The 15886-nt window shown below is 59.0% G+C and carries 13 protein-coding genes; 9 read left to right on the top strand and 4 right to left on the bottom strand.

All coding sequences use genetic code 11. From position 1 onward, the window contains the following. Positions 1-8 precede the first annotated feature (8 nt). Genes ACFO6X_RS14565 through ACFO6X_RS14545 form a run of 5 tightly spaced genes read left to right on the top strand, consistent with a single transcriptional unit; the run spans position 9 to position 6957 of the window. Positions 9-617 (top strand): hypothetical protein, encoded by a 609-nt coding sequence (locus tag ACFO6X_RS14565; RefSeq protein ID WP_382434416.1) that lies wholly within the window; start codon positions 9-11, stop codon positions 615-617. Beyond that, on the top strand, positions 614-2359 hold the full coding sequence (locus ACFO6X_RS14560) for a type I secretion system permease/ATPase (protein WP_382434414.1): 1746 nt from the start codon (positions 614-616) through the stop codon (positions 2357-2359). The genes ACFO6X_RS14565 and ACFO6X_RS14560 overlap by 4 nt, the downstream gene beginning before the upstream one ends. A gap of 23 nt (positions 2360-2382) precedes the next feature. Continuing rightward, positions 2383-4113, top strand: coding sequence for a type I secretion system permease/ATPase (locus tag ACFO6X_RS14555; RefSeq protein WP_382434412.1), 1731 nt, complete (start codon positions 2383-2385; stop codon positions 4111-4113). 54 nt (positions 4114-4167) lie between these two features. After that, complete coding sequence (locus ACFO6X_RS14550) at positions 4168-5538, top strand: HlyD family type I secretion periplasmic adaptor subunit (RefSeq protein WP_382434410.1); 1371 nt, start codon at positions 4168-4170, stop codon at positions 5536-5538. A gap of 3 nt (positions 5539-5541) precedes the next feature. Beyond that, a complete protein-coding gene (locus tag ACFO6X_RS14545) occupies positions 5542-6957 on the top strand; it encodes a TolC family outer membrane protein (RefSeq protein ID WP_382434407.1) in 1416 nt (471 codons plus the stop codon). Here the strand turns inward: ACFO6X_RS14545 and mltB are convergent. Genes mltB through ACFO6X_RS14525 form a run of 4 tightly spaced genes read right to left on the bottom strand, consistent with a single transcriptional unit; the run spans position 6954 to position 12126 of the window. Next, positions 6954-8030 (bottom strand): lytic murein transglycosylase B, encoded by a 1077-nt coding sequence (gene mltB, locus ACFO6X_RS14540; protein ID WP_382434405.1) that lies wholly within the window; start codon positions 8028-8030, stop codon positions 6954-6956. The genes ACFO6X_RS14545 and mltB overlap by 4 nt on opposite strands. A 25-nt stretch (positions 8031-8055) precedes the next feature. Further along, the gene (locus ACFO6X_RS14535; protein ID WP_382434403.1) at positions 8056-10131 is read right to left on the bottom strand and encodes a transglutaminase TgpA family protein; all 2076 of its coding nucleotides are present in this window, start codon (positions 10129-10131) and stop codon (positions 8056-8058) included. Between the two features lie 31 nt (positions 10132-10162). Then, positions 10163-11203: a DUF58 domain-containing protein gene (locus ACFO6X_RS14530; protein WP_382434401.1), complete on the bottom strand. Its 1041-nt coding sequence runs from the start codon at positions 11201-11203 to the stop codon at positions 10163-10165. A gap of 2 nt (positions 11204-11205) precedes the next feature. After that, positions 11206-12126 carry an AAA family ATPase gene (locus ACFO6X_RS14525; protein WP_382434399.1) on the bottom strand — a complete coding sequence of 307 codons (921 nt, stop codon included), beginning with the start codon at positions 12124-12126 and terminating at the stop codon, positions 11206-11208. A gap of 43 nt (positions 12127-12169) precedes the next feature. Between ACFO6X_RS14525 and ACFO6X_RS14520 the strand changes: the two genes are divergently transcribed. The 4 genes from ACFO6X_RS14520 to ACFO6X_RS14505 form a co-directional block, all read left to right on the top strand. Further along, positions 12170-13123 carry a histone deacetylase family protein gene (locus tag ACFO6X_RS14520; protein ID WP_382434397.1) on the top strand — a complete coding sequence of 318 codons (954 nt, stop codon included), beginning with the start codon at positions 12170-12172 and terminating at the stop codon, positions 13121-13123. 5 nt (positions 13124-13128) lie between these two features. Continuing rightward, positions 13129-13956 carry an enoyl-CoA hydratase gene (locus ACFO6X_RS14515; protein WP_382434395.1) on the top strand — a complete coding sequence of 276 codons (828 nt, stop codon included), beginning with the start codon at positions 13129-13131 and terminating at the stop codon, positions 13954-13956. Positions 13957-13958: 2 nt separating this feature from the next. Next, a complete protein-coding gene (locus tag ACFO6X_RS14510; protein ID WP_382434393.1) occupies positions 13959-15272 on the top strand; it encodes a mechanosensitive ion channel family protein in 1314 nt (437 codons plus the stop codon). A gap of 163 nt (positions 15273-15435) precedes the next feature. Beyond that, positions 15436-15886: electron transfer flavoprotein subunit beta/FixA family protein (locus tag ACFO6X_RS14505; RefSeq protein ID WP_382434391.1), on the top strand; the 451-nt coding region annotated here is incomplete at its 3' end.

Genomic DNA, 15886 nt, shown 5'->3' with positions numbered 1-15886 from the left:
CTTCCTATATGAATTCCACTTTGCGCATTCCGCTCAACGCTTCACCCGAACAGGTGCAGCGCCTACAAGCTTTGCAGCAAGGCTTTGCGCAGGTGTGCAATGCGCTGGCACCGCTGGTGCAGCAGACCAGAATCTGGAACCGGGTGGCCCTGCACCACTTGGCCTATCGGCAATTGCGTGAGCGTTTTCCCGAGATGGGCTCCCAGATGGTATGCAATGCCATTTATTCGGTCTCGCGCAGTTGTCGGTTGGTATTCCAGCATCCCGGCAGCCCGTTCCATCTGACCCGCTTGGGCGACAAGCCCTTGCCACTCTTGCGCTTTGCCGATTCCTGCCCGGTGTACTTTGACCGCCACACCCTGAGCCTCAAAGGCGGGCAATTGTCCATGTTCACCTTGGATGGCCGGATGCGTTTCCAGTTGGCGCTGCGCCCCGAAGACGATGCCGCATTCCATGCCAGCAAATTGCGCGAGATTGTGCTGGCGCGTCGGCCTGATGGTGTGTATGAGCTTTCTTTTGTGCTGGTCGATCCTGATGAGCCTGTGGCCTCCAGTGCAGCCCCGGCTGCGGTGGATGCAGAAATTCCCGAGTATGTGATGGTTGAAGAAGCGGTATGAACCCCAACAAACCCCCGTCTGAATTGCGCACGGCCTTGGCCGATTTGCGTCCTTATTTTGTCCGTGCTGGCTGGTTTAGCCTGCTGTCAAGCCTGTTGGTGCTGGCCCCATCGGGCTACATGCTCGAAGTTTATGACCGGGTGGTCAACAGCCGCAGCCACATGACGCTGTGGATGCTGACCCTGTTGATATTGGGCGTGTATGTAGTGATGGAAATGCTGGAATGGGCGCGTGCCGAAATGTTGCGTGCCGCCAGCGTAGAGCTAGACCAGCGCCTGTCTGGCCGCATCTTTCGTGCGGTGTTTGAAGCCAATCTCAAGCGGATTCCGGGTGGCAACCAGCAGCCCTTCAACGACTTTAAGCAGGTGCGCGAGTTTCTTTACTCTCCTGCACTGTTGGCGATGATGGAGGCGCCGGTATCCATCGTCTTTCTGGTGTTGCTGTTCCTGATCAGTCCGGTGTTGGGTTGGTCGTCGGTGGCCTTCTCGGTGGTGCTCACCCTGGTGGGGTGGATGAACGAGCGCAGCACCAAACCCCCGCTGATGGCCGCCAACCGCAGTGCAATGGCTGCGCAGCAATATGCTGATGGCTCTTTGCGCAATGCACAGGTCATCGAGTCTATGGGGATGTTGCGTGACATCCACGCCCGCTGGATGAACAAGCAGCGCGAATTTCTGAACTTGCAAGCCAAAGCATCGGAAAGTGCTGGGGGTTACCAAGCGGTCTCCAAGTTGTTGCAAAACGTCTTGAGTTCTTTACTGCTGGGGCTGGCCTGCTGGCTGCTGCTGCACAACAGCCTCAACGGTGGCGATGCCATGTTGATCATTGCCTCGGTGCTGGGGGGACGGGTGCTGGCGCCGCTGGTGCAGGTGGTTACCCAGTGGCAAAGCGTGGTGAATGTGCGGGCCTCTTGGGATCGGTTGGAACAGTTGCTGGAGGCTATTCCGCCCCGCCCCGACAACATGGCCTTGCCTGCACCGTGTGGCCTGTTGCAGGTAGAGCAGCTCATGGCCGGTGCCCCTGGCACCGGCAACAACAGTATCTTGAAAGGCGTGGCCTTTGCCTTGGCTCCCGGCGAGGTATTGGCGGTGGTGGGGCCTTCTGCCTCGGGCAAGACCACCTTGGCACGTCTATTGGTGGGGTTGTGGCCTGCTGCAATGGGCAAAGTCCGCTTGGATGGCGTGGATGTCTTTGCTTGGGACAAGGCCGAACTTGGCCCCCATGTGGGCTACCTCCCCCAGGGCATCGAATTGTTTGATGGCTCTTTGGCCGAAAACATTGCCCGTTTTGGCGAAGTGGACAGGGCCAAAGTAGAAGCTGCAGCACGTGCGGTCGGTTTGCATGACTTCATCATGGCGCTGCCACAGGGCTACGACAGCCCCGTAGGGCGCGAAGGGGCCATGCTGTCGGGCGGCCAGCGCCAGCGCGTGGGGTTGGCGCGTGCGATTTATGGTGATCCGGTGTTTGTGGTGCTGGATGAGCCCAACTCCAGTTTGGATGAGGAGGGCGATGCCGCCTTGGCGCGTGCCATTGCTGGTCTCAAGGCGCGCGGCACCACTTTTGTGGTGATGACGCACCGCACCAGCGTGCTGGCAGTGGCCGACAAAATGATGGTGCTGCGTGACGGCCAGATGCAAGCCTTTGGCCCGCGCGACGAAGTGCTGGCCGCTCTACAAAAGGCCGCCCAGCAACAAGCCCAGCCCCCACAACGTCCGGCTACTGCGGTGGTCACAGCGGCTTGAGTGATGGCAACAGAAACGATTTTATGAGCAAGCCTTCTTTTTTCCAGCGCAGCGAACTCACACAGGTGTTGTGGAGTTTTCGCCGTGAGTTCATCACTGTGGGTATTTTCAGCATGGTGGCCAATGTGCTCATGCTCTCGCCCACGCTGTATATGTTGCAGGTCTACGACCGGGTGATGATGAGCCGCAGTGAGCTGACCCTGCTGGCCATGTCGTTGATCACACTGTTCTTATTTGGTGTCATGGCCTTTGCCGAGTGGATGCGCTCGCGGGTGCTGGTGCGCGCTGGGGTGCAGCTCGATTCTGCCTTGGGCACCCGCGTGTTCAATGCCAGCTTTGAGTCGTATCTGGGCCAGTCCAGCAGTGGCCCAGCCCGGGCTTTCAATGATCTGATCCAGATTCGGCAGTTCATTACTGGCAATGGTATTTTTGCCTTCTTTGACGCACCCTGGGCACCGATCTACATTGCCGTGTTGTTCTTCCTGCACCCATTGTTGGGTTGGTTGGCGATTGGTTTTGCCTTGGTGCAGTTGGCTCTGGCTTGGTTTGGCCACCGCCGTATGGTGGAACCCTCCGAGGTGGCTTCCAAGGCCACGTCAGAGACCAGTGCTTATTTGCAAAGCAAGTTGCGCAATGCCGAGGTGCTGGAGTCTATGGGCATGGTGCACAACCTGCGTCCCCATTGGGCCGAGCGCCACCAAACGGCATTGGCGTTGCAGTCCCATGCCCAGTCGCTAACGCACCGTATCACGGCTTGGAGCAAGTTCATTCGGTATTCGCAGCAATCGTTGTCGTTGGGCGCAGGGGCTTTGTTGGTCATTGATGGTCAAATTTCTCCGGGGGCCATGATTGCCGCCAATGTGCTGATGACCCGTGCGTTGTCCCCCATCGACATGATGGTGGGCACTTGGCGTGCTTTTATTGGGGCGCGTTCGGCTTTTGAGCGGCTCGAGACCTTGCTGCGTGACTATCCTGAGCGTGACCCTGCACTGTCGCGGGTGGCACCCAAGGGGGCGTTGACTTTGCGCAATGTGGTCGCCAGTGCCCCCGGTCGCAAGACCCCTATCCTCCAAGGCGTGAGCACTGCGGTAGAAGCAGGCACCGTCACAGTGGTGTTGGGGCCGTCTGGTTCGGGCAAATCCACACTGGCGCGCACTATGGTGGGTATTTGGCCTGATGTATCGGGCGAGGTGTTGCTCGATGGTCTGCCCTTGGCGGGCTGGGATCGCACCGAACTGGGCCCCCATTTGGGCTATCTGCCGCAGGATATTGAATTGTTTGAAGGCACCATCGCCGAGAACATTGCCCGTTTTGGCGAAGTGGACTCAGAGAAGGTGATTGCCGCGGCACGCAGTGCGGGATTGCACGACATGATTTTGCGCTTTCCCAAAGGCTATGACACCCCGATTGGCGAAGCGGGGGGCTTGCTCTCGGGCGGGCAGCGCCAACGTATCGGTTTGGCCCGTGCCATTTACGGCGATCCCGTGCTGGTAGTGCTTGATGAGCCCAATGCCAACCTCGACGATGTGGGTGAAGCCGCACTGGTGCGCGCGGTGCAGGGCTTGAAGGCCGCAGGGCGCACAGTGTTTCTGATCACCCACCGCCCTGGCATTTTGGCTGTGGCAGACCGGCTGTTGATTTTGCGCGATGGTCAGGTGCAAGCTGATGGCCCCCGCGATCAGGTATTGGCTGCCTTGCGCGCAGCGGCGGCACCTGTCCAGCCTGGCACGGCCATGGCTGTGCAGCCTGTCTGAACGCCATTTCTGGCGCCCTCTTTTTTTGTAATCCAAACACGGTCGAGTTTTGACATGGGTAAAGCAACTTTGAGTTCTTCCAGCAGTGCCGCACAGGCACCGGTGGCAGTGGGTGGTCTGGCGGGCGCTACCGCCCCGACACCGGGTGATGCCCGGCGTATTGGGCGCATGGGCTTGTGGGCCTTGGGTGTTGGTTTTGGTGGTTTCTTGCTCTGGGCGGGTTTGGCTCCCTTGGATGAGGGGGTGCCCGGTCAAGGCATGGTCGCCATTGACACCAAGCGCAAGGCGGTGCAGCACCTGAGTGGTGGCATCGTCAAGGAGGTGTTGGTGCGTGAAGGCGATATCGTCAAAGACGGCCAGTTGTTGATTCGTTTGGACGAGGCCGTGGCCCGTGCCAACTACGAGTCGGTACGCCAACGTTATTTGGGTTTGCGGGCCATGCAGGGGCGTTTGCAGGCTGAGCAGGCCGGCCAGCCCAGCATTCGCTATCACCCAGATTTGCAGCAGGCCAGCAGCGATCCACTGATTCGCCAGCAGATGCTCAACCAAGAACAGCTTTTTATGACCCGGCGCAGTCTGTTGCGTTCTGATTTGCAATCGATTGAAGAAAGCATTCAGGGGCAACATGGTTTGTTGCAGGGCTACGAGAGCATTTTGATCAATCGCAAGAGTCAGCAGGCCTTGCTCAATGAAGAGCTGGGCCAGATTCGGGGGTTGGTCAAGGAAGGCTATGCGCCACGCAATCGTCAACTGGAGCTTGAGCGCATGGTGGCCGAGTCCGGCTCCTCCATTGCCGATCTCCAAGGCAATACCGTACGGGCGCAGCGCACTATTGGTGAATTGCGTCAGCGCGCGTTGTCACGCCAGCAGGATTTTCGCCGTGAGGTGGAAACCCAGCTGGCAGATGTGAGCCGTGATGTGTTGGCCGAAGAGCAGAAGTTCAAAGCCGTGACCGATGATCTCGGACGCACGGAGATCAAGGCACCCGTCTCTGGTCAGGTAGTCAGTCTGGCGGTGCAAACCGTCGGGGGGGTGGTACAGCCCGGCCAGAAACTGATGGATATCGTGCCAGAGAAGGAGCCCTTGCTGCTCGAAGCCCATGTGGCGCCACACCTGATTGACCGTGTGAAGGCTGGGCTGCCAGTGGATGTGCGTTTCTCTTCGTTTGCCCATTCGCCACAGTTGGTGGTGGATGGTCAGGTGGTGTCGGTCTCGGGCGATTTGCTCACCGAGCCGCAAACCAACATGAGCTACTACTTGGCGCGGGTGCAAGTCACGCCCGAAGGCATGAAGGCGCTTGGAGCGCGCCAGTTGCAGCCGGGTATGCCAGTAGAAGTGGTGTTCAAAACAGGTGAACGCACCATGTTGACCTATTTGCTGCACCCATTGACCAAGCGCATCTCTGCGGCCATGAAAGAGGAGTGAGCCATGCCCTATTGTGTTGAACCACGCCAGGCTACAACATCCCTGCAAATTCCTCGCCTGCTGGCCTTGAGCACCGTGGTCGCTGGGGTGGTGGCGGCTTTTCCCCAAGCGGGTTGGGCCATGGATTTGCGCCAAGCCTATGAAGCAGCGCAGGCCAATGATGCCCAAGTGCGTGCTGCCCGTGCCGGTGCCGATGCCACCCGTGAGCGCCTGCCCCAAGCCAAAGCACAACTGCGGCCCAATGTGGCCGTGAATATGGGGCGCAATTACAACGACTTGACCACCACTGGGCGCGGTTTGCTGGGTAGCCCAGTCACCACCCAGACCCACTACTATTCCAGCAACCAGTCGTTGTCGGTGCGCCAGCCCATTTACCGGCCTTATCAGCAAGCGCAGGTGCGGCAAGCCCAAGCCCAGGTGGAAGATGCCGACGCCACATTAGAGCGTGATGAGCAGAATCTGGTCGTGCGTGTGGGCGAGTCCTATTTTGATGCGCTGCTGGCTGAAGACCAGCTGGCGCTGATTTTGGCGCAGAAGACCACCTACAGTACGCAATTGGATGCAGCCCGCAAAGGCTTTGCTGCTGGCACAGGCACCCGCACCGACATTGACGAAGCGCAGGCCCGCCTAGACATGACGGTGGCGCAAGAGCTGGAGGCACGGCAGAACATGGAGTTCACGCGCCACCGCCTGGAGGTGCTGACCGGCCAGTCGATGGATGTGCTGGCGCGGTTGGATGTGCAACGTTTTCAGGCCAGCGCCCCTGTGCCCGGTGCAGTAGAGGCCTGGATGGAGCGTGCCGAGGCACACAGCCCCGAGTTGCGCTCCTTGCGCGCCCAGTTGGAGGCTGCACGCCTAGAGGTGGACAAAGCCCGTGCTGGCCATTTGCCTACGCTGGACGCGGTGGCCCAATGGTCTCGTACCAACAGCGATAACGTCACCAGCGTCAACACCCGCTACGACAACAAGACCATTGGTTTGCAACTGTCGATTCCGTTGTATGCGGGTGGGCAGATCAGCTCCACGGTGCGCCAGTCTTTGGCCGCCCAAGAGCGGGCGCAGGAGATGCTAGAGGCCACTCGGCGTGACTTGGGTGTGCGCGTTCACCGTGAGTTCCGTGGTGTGACGGAGGGGGTGCTGCGCATCCAGGCGCTGGAGCAGGCTGTGCGTTCGGCAGAGCAGGCCGTCCAGTCCAACCGCCGCTCCTTTGAGGCAGGTGTGCGCACTACGATTGATGTGCTCAATGCCGAACAGCAAAAAACACTGGCCTTGCGCGATTTGGCACAGGCCCGTTATTTGTACCTGGTCTCCCAATTGCGCCTGCAATCTTTGGCGGGTGCCGACCGTGTGTCCACTGTGGAGCTGGCCAACGGCTGGTTGCAGGCAGCGGCCCCCCACCCAACGCCAGCCAGCGACTAAGGTGCAGCGCGTTGGCGCAGAGCTTGTTGGACAGCCTGCCCCAGTTCAATCACTGCCATTGCGTAATAGCTAGACCAGTTGTAGCGCGTGATGGCATAAAAATTGTCGGTGCCTGCCACATAGGTGGCAGGCTGCTGACCGTTTTTGAGTTCAATGAGTGCTAGCAATCCCCCGTGGGCTTGGCCTGTGGCGCCCAGTTGCACGCCATGCTCGTCCATGTCACGGGCACTGAAGGTGGGGCGTATGTCGGGGGCCAGTAGTGTCTCTAGGTCTACACCCGCAGGGTTAAATTCGATGGGGTAATGGGTGGGCATGCCTGGGTGCCAGCCATGTGCCACAAAGTAGTTGGCCACCGAGTGAATTGCATCGGGCACGTTGTCAAACAGGTCGATATGGCCATCGCCATTGCCATCTACAGCATAGCGTACCCAGCTCGATGGCATGAACTGCCCCAAGCCCATCGCCCCAGCATAGCTGCCCCGTGGTACCAGTGGATTGATGCCCGTTTGCTGGGCTAAGGTCAGCAACTGCTCGAGTTCCCCTTGGAAATAGGCTTGCCGTGCCTGTGCGCGTGGGTGGGCGCTTGGAAAGTCAAAAGCCAGCGTTGCCAAGGCATCGATGACGCGGAAGTTGCCCATCTGCTGACCATATAGGGTTTCTACACCAATGATGCCCACAATGATCTCGGCAGGGACGCCATACAGATGCTCGGCTTGGGCCAGCGTGGCGCGGTATTTTTTCCAAAAACGCACCCCAGCCCGAATGCGGACGGGTTCGACAAAGCGGCTGCGATAGAGCTGCCAGTTCTTGGCTCCAGCAGCGCCTGAGGGCAGCATTAAGGGTGGAACTTGGGGTAAAAATCGGGCTTGACCGATCACGTCGCGTACCCAATCCACATCCCATTGATGGCGTGCGGCCATGTCCTGTGCCAACAGCATTGCATCTGCCCGACCCGCATAGGCATGGTGGCTTGGTGCGGCATGGCCAGAGCGGGGTAACTTTTCTGCTATAGCGGTGGCAGGCAATGTGCTGGCGGCCAGCAGAAAAATCAGGTGGGAGACAAGAGAGCGCATTGGCAGACTACTTTCAGCAAAAGGTTCAAGAACTGCGGGGGGCAGGCCAAGGCAGGCTGTGCCAGCGCCGCTGTAACTGCCGCAGTTGCCCAGACGCCGCAGGAGATGGCGCATAGCGCAATTGTTCCAACTCCAGCAGCCAAGCGCACAGGGCATGGGCACTGTCACCAAATTGCGCCTGTACTTGCGTGGCGATGGTGCGTGGTGGGGTGCTATCGGGCAGTACCAGTCCGGCCTGGGCCAGCCGTTGGCGGGTACGCGCCAAGAGGCGCAGCCAAGGGTCATGCTGGCGGCGCTCCCAGAGTGTCCAGGCGGCCCCGAGCAGTGCAGCCACCCCCAGCAGACCACCCAATACACGGGCCAGGTCTTGCCAGCTGGGCGCAGTAAAGCCTAGCGCCTTGAGCAGATCCAGTTGGCGGCTTTGTGTGTAGTTCAGCACCCATTGGTTCCAGTGGTTGTTCATGGCCTCCCAGACCGCACGCAGTTGCTGCACCATGCCGGGGCTGATGACTGTGCCCATCGCCTCGCCGAACACGCCTCTGGGGGCTGTCAGGCGCTGGAACTGGCCTATCCGCCCTGGAGCCACGGCGCCTGTAGGGTCAACACGAACCCAGCCACGCTGCTCCATCCATACTTCTGCCCAAGCATGTGCGTCACTCTGGCGTACAGTCCAATAACCATCAACATTGTTGGACTCGCCGCCTTGGTAGCCGGTCACAATGCGCGCTGGCACACCGGCGGCACGCAGCAAAATCACAAAAGATGACGCAATGTGTTCACAAAAACCGACTTTGCGGTCAAACCAAAACTCATCAGCACTGTGTTGACCATAGAGGCCTGGCTCTAGTGTGTATTCGTAGCCACCTGTGCGCAAACGATGCAGTACGGCATCGACCAAAGCCTGTGTGCCGCCTTGGGCAATGGCTGGGTCGGCTTGCAGTGTCTGCGCCAATGCCACGGTGCGTGGGTTAGAACTGGCTGGTAACAGGGCCAAGTCACGCAAAGCATCTGTCATGCGCGTTGGGCCATGCTGAAAATCGGGATAGCTTTCGGCGCTATAACGCACGACATCCGTGATGGGGCGTGTGGACAGCCATTGAAGGTCTGGGGTCATGAACGGGTTGGCCCCGTTGAGTGCTGGTTTTTCGGTGGCTGCTTCCAGCACCATCAGCCAGGGCCGCTGGTGCGGCTCCAATGTCACGGTATACCGTATCGGTTCCCCCTGCACACGCATTTGCGTCAGCAGGCTCCATTGCCCTAGCCACGGGTCTTGACGCAATGTGGGGGCACGCCACTGCCAACCATCAAATTCCGACAGTACCGGGCCACGAAAATACAACTGCGAGGCGGGTGGTGCAACATGACCAGGGGTGTCAAAGCGAATACGCATCACCACACTGTCGTCCAGTGCCAGTTTGGCTACATGGCCTATCTCCATGGTTCCCGACAAGCCGCTGCGCCCACTCAGGGCATCGCTGGGCATCCCCCACAACGGTGCCATACGCGGAAAGAAAACAAACAGCGCCAACATAATCGGCGCTCCCAACACCGCCATCATGCCTGCGGTACGCAAAGGCAGCAGCAGGGGGGGGCGGCCTACAGGCATGTGGGCATTGACCAATGCGGTCAGTAGCCCCATCAAGGCCACTAGCATGGCCACGGCAGTGAGCAGCGACTGCGAGAAAAAGAAATTGCTGAGCATGGTGAAAAAGCCCAGAAAAAACACCACCAGTGCATCGCGTCGGGCACGCAGTTCCAGTGTTTTGAGCGTCAGCAGCAGCACAATCAAGGTAACACCCGCATCCCGCCCCAGAATGGTGCGATAGGTGATCAGCGTGGCCCCCACAGCGATCACCACTACCCCTAATAACAGCCAGCGGTTGGGCAGTGCCTGTCCGCGCCAAGACAGAATGCCACGCCAGAACAGAAAGGATGCGGCCAAGGCACTGGCCCACCAAGGCAGGCGTCCCACCTGTGGTGCAATCACCCAAGCAATCACGCCCAGCATGAACAAGGTGTCGCGGGTGTCGCGTGGCAATGTAGCCAGCGTTTGGCGCAGATGGCCAGAAGAGGCTGGTGGTGGTGCAGAAGTCACAGACATGGGCGTTGCAGCAAAAAGGGGCGGCCTGCTATCAGCACAGAGCCAGTGCTTGCAGGCAGCGTTGGCGCTGGGCAGCACCACTGCTCGGGGGAATTTCTAAGCCTGGCAGGCGCAGGCCGTAGTCCAGTCCCAGTCGGTCTGCTTGGAGTACCCAGGCCGTCAGGCGAGATAGGCGGGCCTCGGTATCCGCCAGGCCTGTGCGCTCTGGGGTCAACCACAGCTCATGCCGCTGCATCTGTAGGCTGTCACGGCTGACCAGGGCATCACTGCCGCTGGCCAAAGCCTGCGCCGCTTTTTTCCATACGACCAATTGCAAGGCATCACCACGGCGGTAGGCGCGCACGCCTTCAAAATCTCCCATACCTTGGCTATGGGTACTGCCTGTGCCACTGGCATGGGGTTCGCCCGGAGGCAAAGGCGGCGCTGGAATTTCGGGGGCTGGGTACACCAGTACCTGCGTTGCTGGGCGCCAAAGCGTCCAGACCCGGAACGTGCCCAGTGGAAAGCGAGTCTCTGCCGTCAGCATGGGTATTGGGTGTAGCCCTCGGTGGCTGGGTGCGAAGGCAATCTGTACCTTGGCCGATCCTTGTGCGGGCACATCCGTCCACGCCCATTGGCTACTACCATGCACTGCCACGGCAATGCCAAAGCGAGGTGTATGTCGCTCGCTGCTCAGCTGCACATCTAGCACGGCACTTTGGCCCAAAAAATGGGCTTCTGGGGCTTGTAGATGCAAGGTCAATCCACGCAAAGTGCCATGACAGACATGCATGCCCACCACGGCGCTGCCAGCCAGCAGAAAAGTGAGCAGATAGCCCAGATTGAGCTGGTAGTTAATGGATGCCACCAGCAGCACCAACAGTGTCAAGGCCAGCATCCATCCTGGCCCGGTGGGCAGGATGTAGACGTTGCGCTGGGTCAGCGTCAAGGTGTCGGACAGTGGTAGCCGTGCCTGCCACCAGCGCGCCAGTCGGCGCCGTGCAGCGGCCAGTGGGTCGATGGCAGCCCACCGTGCCTGCCAACCCCGAGCAGTGGCTGGGCTGGCAGCGGTGGCTTGGGCAATAGAACGCATGGTCAGGGCAGCGGTACGCTATCGACCATAGCCCGCACCTGCTCTATGGCACCCCGCCCAGCATTGCCCACAGGCACCAAGCGGTGGGCAATGGTTTGGGCGATGATGGCCTGCACATCGTCGGGTGCCACATAGTCGCGCCCGCTGATGAGTGCCTGTGCCTTGGCAGCTCGCACCAAGGCAATGCCTGCGCGTGGCGACAGCCCTTGCACAAACCAATGACCAGAGCGGGTGGCGGCAATCAGGTCTTGCACATAATCGAGCAGCGGATCGGCGGCATGAATAGCCAGTACCTGCTGTTGCAATGCAGCCAAGTCTGCCGCTGAAAGCACTGGACTGGCAGTGGCTGCCATCGCGCGTCGGTCGCTGCCTGCCAGCAGCAGCCGCTCAGACCGTCGGTCGGGGTAGCCCAGTGAAATTCGCATCAGAAAACGGTCTAATTGCGACTCGGGCAAGGCATAGGTACCCAACTGATCTTGTGGGTTTTGCGTGGCAATGACAAAAAAGGGCTGTGGCAATGGGCGTGTTTCTCCCTCTGCCGACACCTGTTTTTCTTCCATGGCTTCTAGCAGTGCGCTTTGTGTTTTGGGGCTGGCACGGTTGATCTCGTCGGCCAGCAACACCTGTGTAAACACGGGGCCAGGATGAAAGACAAACGCTTCCTGCCCACGCTCATAGACCGAGACACCGATGAGATCGCTGGGCATCAGGTCGGCTGTAAATTGCACACGGGCAAACTGCAGTCCAAAAGTATGTGCCAATGCGTGAGATAAAGTGGTCTTGCCCACACCGGGCACGTCCTCAATCAGCAGGTGCCCGCCCGCGAGCAAACAGGCCACACAGTCTTGCACGCGTGCTGCCTTGCCCACAATCACCGTGTTAAGCTGATCCAAAAGCGATTTGATTTTTTGCTGTGCATGCATAGCGCAACGTTATCCGAAAAAAACGACCGACGGAGACACACCTATGGGAAAGACAGGTTATTACACCCACCGCGATTGCTGGAAACATGAAATGGGCCCAGGCCACCCCGAGTGCCCTGAGCGTTTGGACGCTATTGAAGACCGTTTACTGGTGACGGGTGTCAGTGATGCGTTGGAGCGTTGCGAAGCGCCCGAGGCGGCACTGGCCGATATCGAGTTGGCCCACGGGCGCCTGCACATTGCTGCAATGCGTGGCTTGACCGATTGGCTGCGCGAAGAAGTGGCCGCTGGTGGCCCTACCCACACTCAGGTAGACCCTGATACCTCCATCAACGTCCATACTTGGCAGGCGGCGCTGCGTTCGGCAGGGGCGGCACTGGCGGCCACCGATGCGGTGATGGCTGGCGAATTGGAAAACGCTTTTTGCGCGGTGCGTCCACCCGGACACCACGCCTGTCGTGACAAGGCGATGGGTTTTTGTTTTTTCAACAATGTGGCTATTGCTGCCAAGTACGCTCTGCAACGCTACAACCTGCAACGTGTGGCCGTGATCGACTTTGACGTTCACCACGGCAATGGGACTGAAGACATCTTGGCGGGCGATGAGCGCGCACTGATGGTGAGCTTCTTTCAGCATCCATTCTTTCCTTACAGCGGCGACCAAAACCCCGCCGCCAACATGCTCAATGTCCCGGTGTCGGCCTACACCAAAGGGATGGACATCCGCGAGATGATCGAGATGACTTGGATTCCACGTTTGGAGGAGTTCAAGCCCGAAATGATCTTTATCAGCGCGGGCTTTGATGCCCACCGCGAAGACGACATGGGCCAGTTGGGTTTGGTCGAGCAAGACTACACTTGGATCACTTTGCGTATCAAAGATATTGCCCGCCGCTTTTCCCAAGGGCGCATTGTGTCCTGTCTGGAGGGTGGCTATGTGCCCAGCGCCTTGGCGCGCAGCGTTGAGGCGCATTTGCGCGTGTTGGCTGACCTGTAACGCCCATGAGCACCCTTACCTCCCTTTCCACGACCGTGTTGCAGGTGGAGCACGATGCCCGTGGCGTTGTCACCCTGACACTGAACGACCCCACCCGCTTCAACGCCTTGGGTGCCGAGATGCTGGTGGCTTTGCAGCAGGCGCTCGACGCTATCGCCCGCGATGACAGTGTTCGGGTAGTGGTGCTGGCCGCTACTGGCAAGGCATTCTGTGCTGGGCACAACCTGAAAGACATGGCTGCCCACCCCGAGTTGGCTTGGTACCAAGCACTGTTTGCCCAGTGCAGCAAAGTGATGTTGTCCATTCAGCGGTTGCCCGTGCCCGTCATTGCCAAAGTACAGGGCATGGCAACTGCTGCGGGCTGCCAGTTGGTTGCGCAGTGCGATTTGGCTGTAGCGGTGCAACAGGCCACTTTTGCGACCAGTGGCATCCATTACGGTTTGTTTTGTGCCACGCCCAGTGTGCCTTTGGTGCGCAATGTACCTATCAAGCAGGCAATGGAAATGCTGCTCACCGGTGATTTTATGGATGCCCGTACGGCGCTGGAGCGGGGGCTGCTCAACCGGGTGGTTGCTGTGGAGGCACTGGACGCCGAGGTGGAAAAACTGGTCTCTTCCATTTTGGAGAAGCCCCGTGCTGCCATTGCTATGGGCAAGGCATTGGTGTACCAACAGCGCGAGCTGGGCACGGATGCCGCCTACCAATTGGCAGGCCAGACCATGGCAGTCAACATGATGGACGCAGCGGCTCAAGAGGGTGCCCGTGCCTTTGTTGAGAAACGCACCCCCGCGTGGAAGCCTCCCAGCCAACACGAAGCAAGGACCCCGCGCTAGCAATGGCCAAGACACCTCCCCCACCAGTGATGTTTGACGATGTAGGACGTTGGTTCCAAGCCTTCTTGCAACCCACCGTGCTGATCGAATTGGGTTCGCTGGCGCTGTGTGTGCTGCTGGCTTGGTTGCTGGTGTCGGGGCTGCGCCGGGCTTTGGGCCGCAGTGACACGCAATCCATCTTGTTTGGTCACAAGATCTTGGATGGTGCGCTGTTTCCTGCCGTCCTCTTGGGACTGGGCTATCTGGCCCAAGCCCTGCTGACTCAATGGATTACGCTGGCTGTCTTCAAGGTTGCCATTCCAGTCTTAATGGCATTGATGGTGATTCGCATCGGTGTCAAAGTGTTGCAAGTGGCCTTTCCGCGGGCCACTTGGTTGCACCCCATCGAGCGTACTATTTCTTGGCTGGCTTGGGGCTGCATGGTGTTGTGGGTCACAGGGCTGCTGCCGTTGGTGTTGCAGGATCTAGACGACATCCGCTGGAAGGTGGGCAGTTCTACCTTGTCAGTGCGTACCATTTTGGAGGGCATCCTGACCTCGGGTGCGGTGCTGATCCTGACGCTGTGGGTATCTTCCACTATCGAGGCCCGTTTACTGCATTCGGCCAGTGGCAGTGATTTGTCAGTGCGCAAAGCCCTTAGCAACGTGGCCCGGGCCGTGTTCGTGTTTCTTGGGCTGATCTTCGCCTTATCCACCGTGGGCATTGATTTATCGGCTTTGTCTGTCTTGGGTGGTGCTGTGGGCGTGGGTATTGGCTTCGGTTTGCAAAAACTGGCGGCCAACTATGTCAGTGGTTTTGTCATCTTGGCCGAACGCAGTGTGCGCATTGGTGACAATGTCCGTATCGACAATTTTGAGGGCCGCGTCACCGATATCACCACCCGTTACACCGTCATCCGTTCTGGTGCTGGCCGTGAATCCATCGTGCCCAATGAGATGCTGATTACACAGCGGGTAGAGAATTTTTCGCTTGCCGATCCGCGTGTTTGGCATTCCACAGTGGTCAGTGTGGGCTATGACAGTGATGTCGATTTGGTGATGCGTTTGTTGCAAGAAGCGGCATTGGTCAGTGATCGCGTATTGCGCGATCCAGCCCCAAGTGTGGCTTTGTCGGCCTTTGGCGCCGATGGTTTGGAGTTCACCGTAGGATTCTGGATTGCTGATCCAGAAAATGGCCTGTTGGGCTTGCGCTCGCAAATCAACCTTGCCATTTTGCGCGCCTTGCAGACCCATGCCATCGATATTCCTTATCCGCGCCGAGTGGTGGAATTGGTAGGACAAAATCCACCCCCATCGGTGGGGCCAATCGCCTCTTGAGACAGCAGTATCTCCTCTGTGCTTTACGCCGCAAGCCAGCCATTAAGCCAGGCCACTGCATGTGCACACTATGCACAGTCTGCCCAAGCAGCGCAGTAGGACATAGAATGTCTCAGTTTACGTAACGTCAATTCAATCGACAACTCTCTTAGGAGCCGCAGCAATGAAGGTATTGGTCCCAGTCAAGCGCGTGGTGGACTACAACGTGAAAGTGCGTGTCAAATCCGATGGCACCGGCGTGGACATCGCCAACGTCAAAATGAGCATGAACCCCTTTGACGAAATTGCCGTCGAAGAAGCCGTGCGTCTGAAAGAAAAAGGCTTGGCCACTGAGGTGATCGCCGTCTCCTGCGGCACCGCCCAGTGCCAGGAAACCCTGCGCACGGCTATGGCGATTGGCGCCGACCGCGCCATCTTGGTCGAAACCGAGGCCGAACTGCAACCGCTGGCCGTGGCCAAGCTGCTCAAGGCGCTGGTGGACAAAGAACAACCCGGCCTCATCATTTTGGGCAAGCAAGCCATCGACGACGATGCCAACCAAACCGGCCAAATGCTGGCCGCCTTGGCCGGACTGCCCCAGGCCACCTTTGCCAGCAAAGTGGAGCTGGCCGATG

The organism is Giesbergeria sinuosa, from assembly GCF_042652905.1.
Classification (GTDB): Bacteria; Pseudomonadota; Gammaproteobacteria; order Burkholderiales; family Burkholderiaceae_C; genus Simplicispira; species Simplicispira sinuosa.
This window is presented reverse-complemented; position numbering and strand designations above follow the sequence as displayed.

Bases quoted from the DNA above. Each gene is read 5' to 3' on its own strand.
- ACFO6X_RS14555 (WP_382434412.1), top strand. From the start codon at position 2,383: ATGAGCAAGCCTTCTTTTTTCCAGCGCAGCGAACTCACACAGGTGTTG.
- ACFO6X_RS14550 (WP_382434410.1), top strand. From the start codon at position 4,168: ATGGGTAAAGCAACTTTGAGTTCTTCCAGCAGTGCCGCACAGGCACCG.
- ACFO6X_RS14515 (WP_382434395.1), top strand. From the start codon at position 13,129: ATGAGCACCCTTACCTCCCTTTCCACGACCGTGTTGCAGGTGGAGCAC.
- ACFO6X_RS14560 (WP_382434414.1), top strand. From the start codon at position 614: ATGAACCCCAACAAACCCCCGTCTGAATTGCGCACGGCCTTGGCCGAT.
- mltB (WP_382434405.1), bottom strand. From the start codon at position 8,030: ATGCGCTCTCTTGTCTCCCACCTGATTTTTCTGCTGGCCGCCAGCACA.
- ACFO6X_RS14530 (WP_382434401.1), bottom strand. From the start codon at position 11,203: ATGCGTTCTATTGCCCAAGCCACCGCTGCCAGCCCAGCCACTGCTCGG.
- ACFO6X_RS14520 (WP_382434397.1), top strand. From the start codon at position 12,170: ATGGGAAAGACAGGTTATTACACCCACCGCGATTGCTGGAAACATGAA.
- ACFO6X_RS14565 (WP_382434416.1), top strand. From the start codon at position 9: ATGAATTCCACTTTGCGCATTCCGCTCAACGCTTCACCCGAACAGGTG.
- ACFO6X_RS14510 (WP_382434393.1), top strand. From the start codon at position 13,959: ATGGCCAAGACACCTCCCCCACCAGTGATGTTTGACGATGTAGGACGT.
- ACFO6X_RS14525 (WP_382434399.1), bottom strand. From the start codon at position 12,126: ATGCATGCACAGCAAAAAATCAAATCGCTTTTGGATCAGCTTAACACG.
- ACFO6X_RS14535 (WP_382434403.1), bottom strand. From the start codon at position 10,131: ATGTCTGTGACTTCTGCACCACCACCAGCCTCTTCTGGCCATCTGCGC.
- ACFO6X_RS14545 (WP_382434407.1), top strand. From the start codon at position 5,542: ATGCCCTATTGTGTTGAACCACGCCAGGCTACAACATCCCTGCAAATT.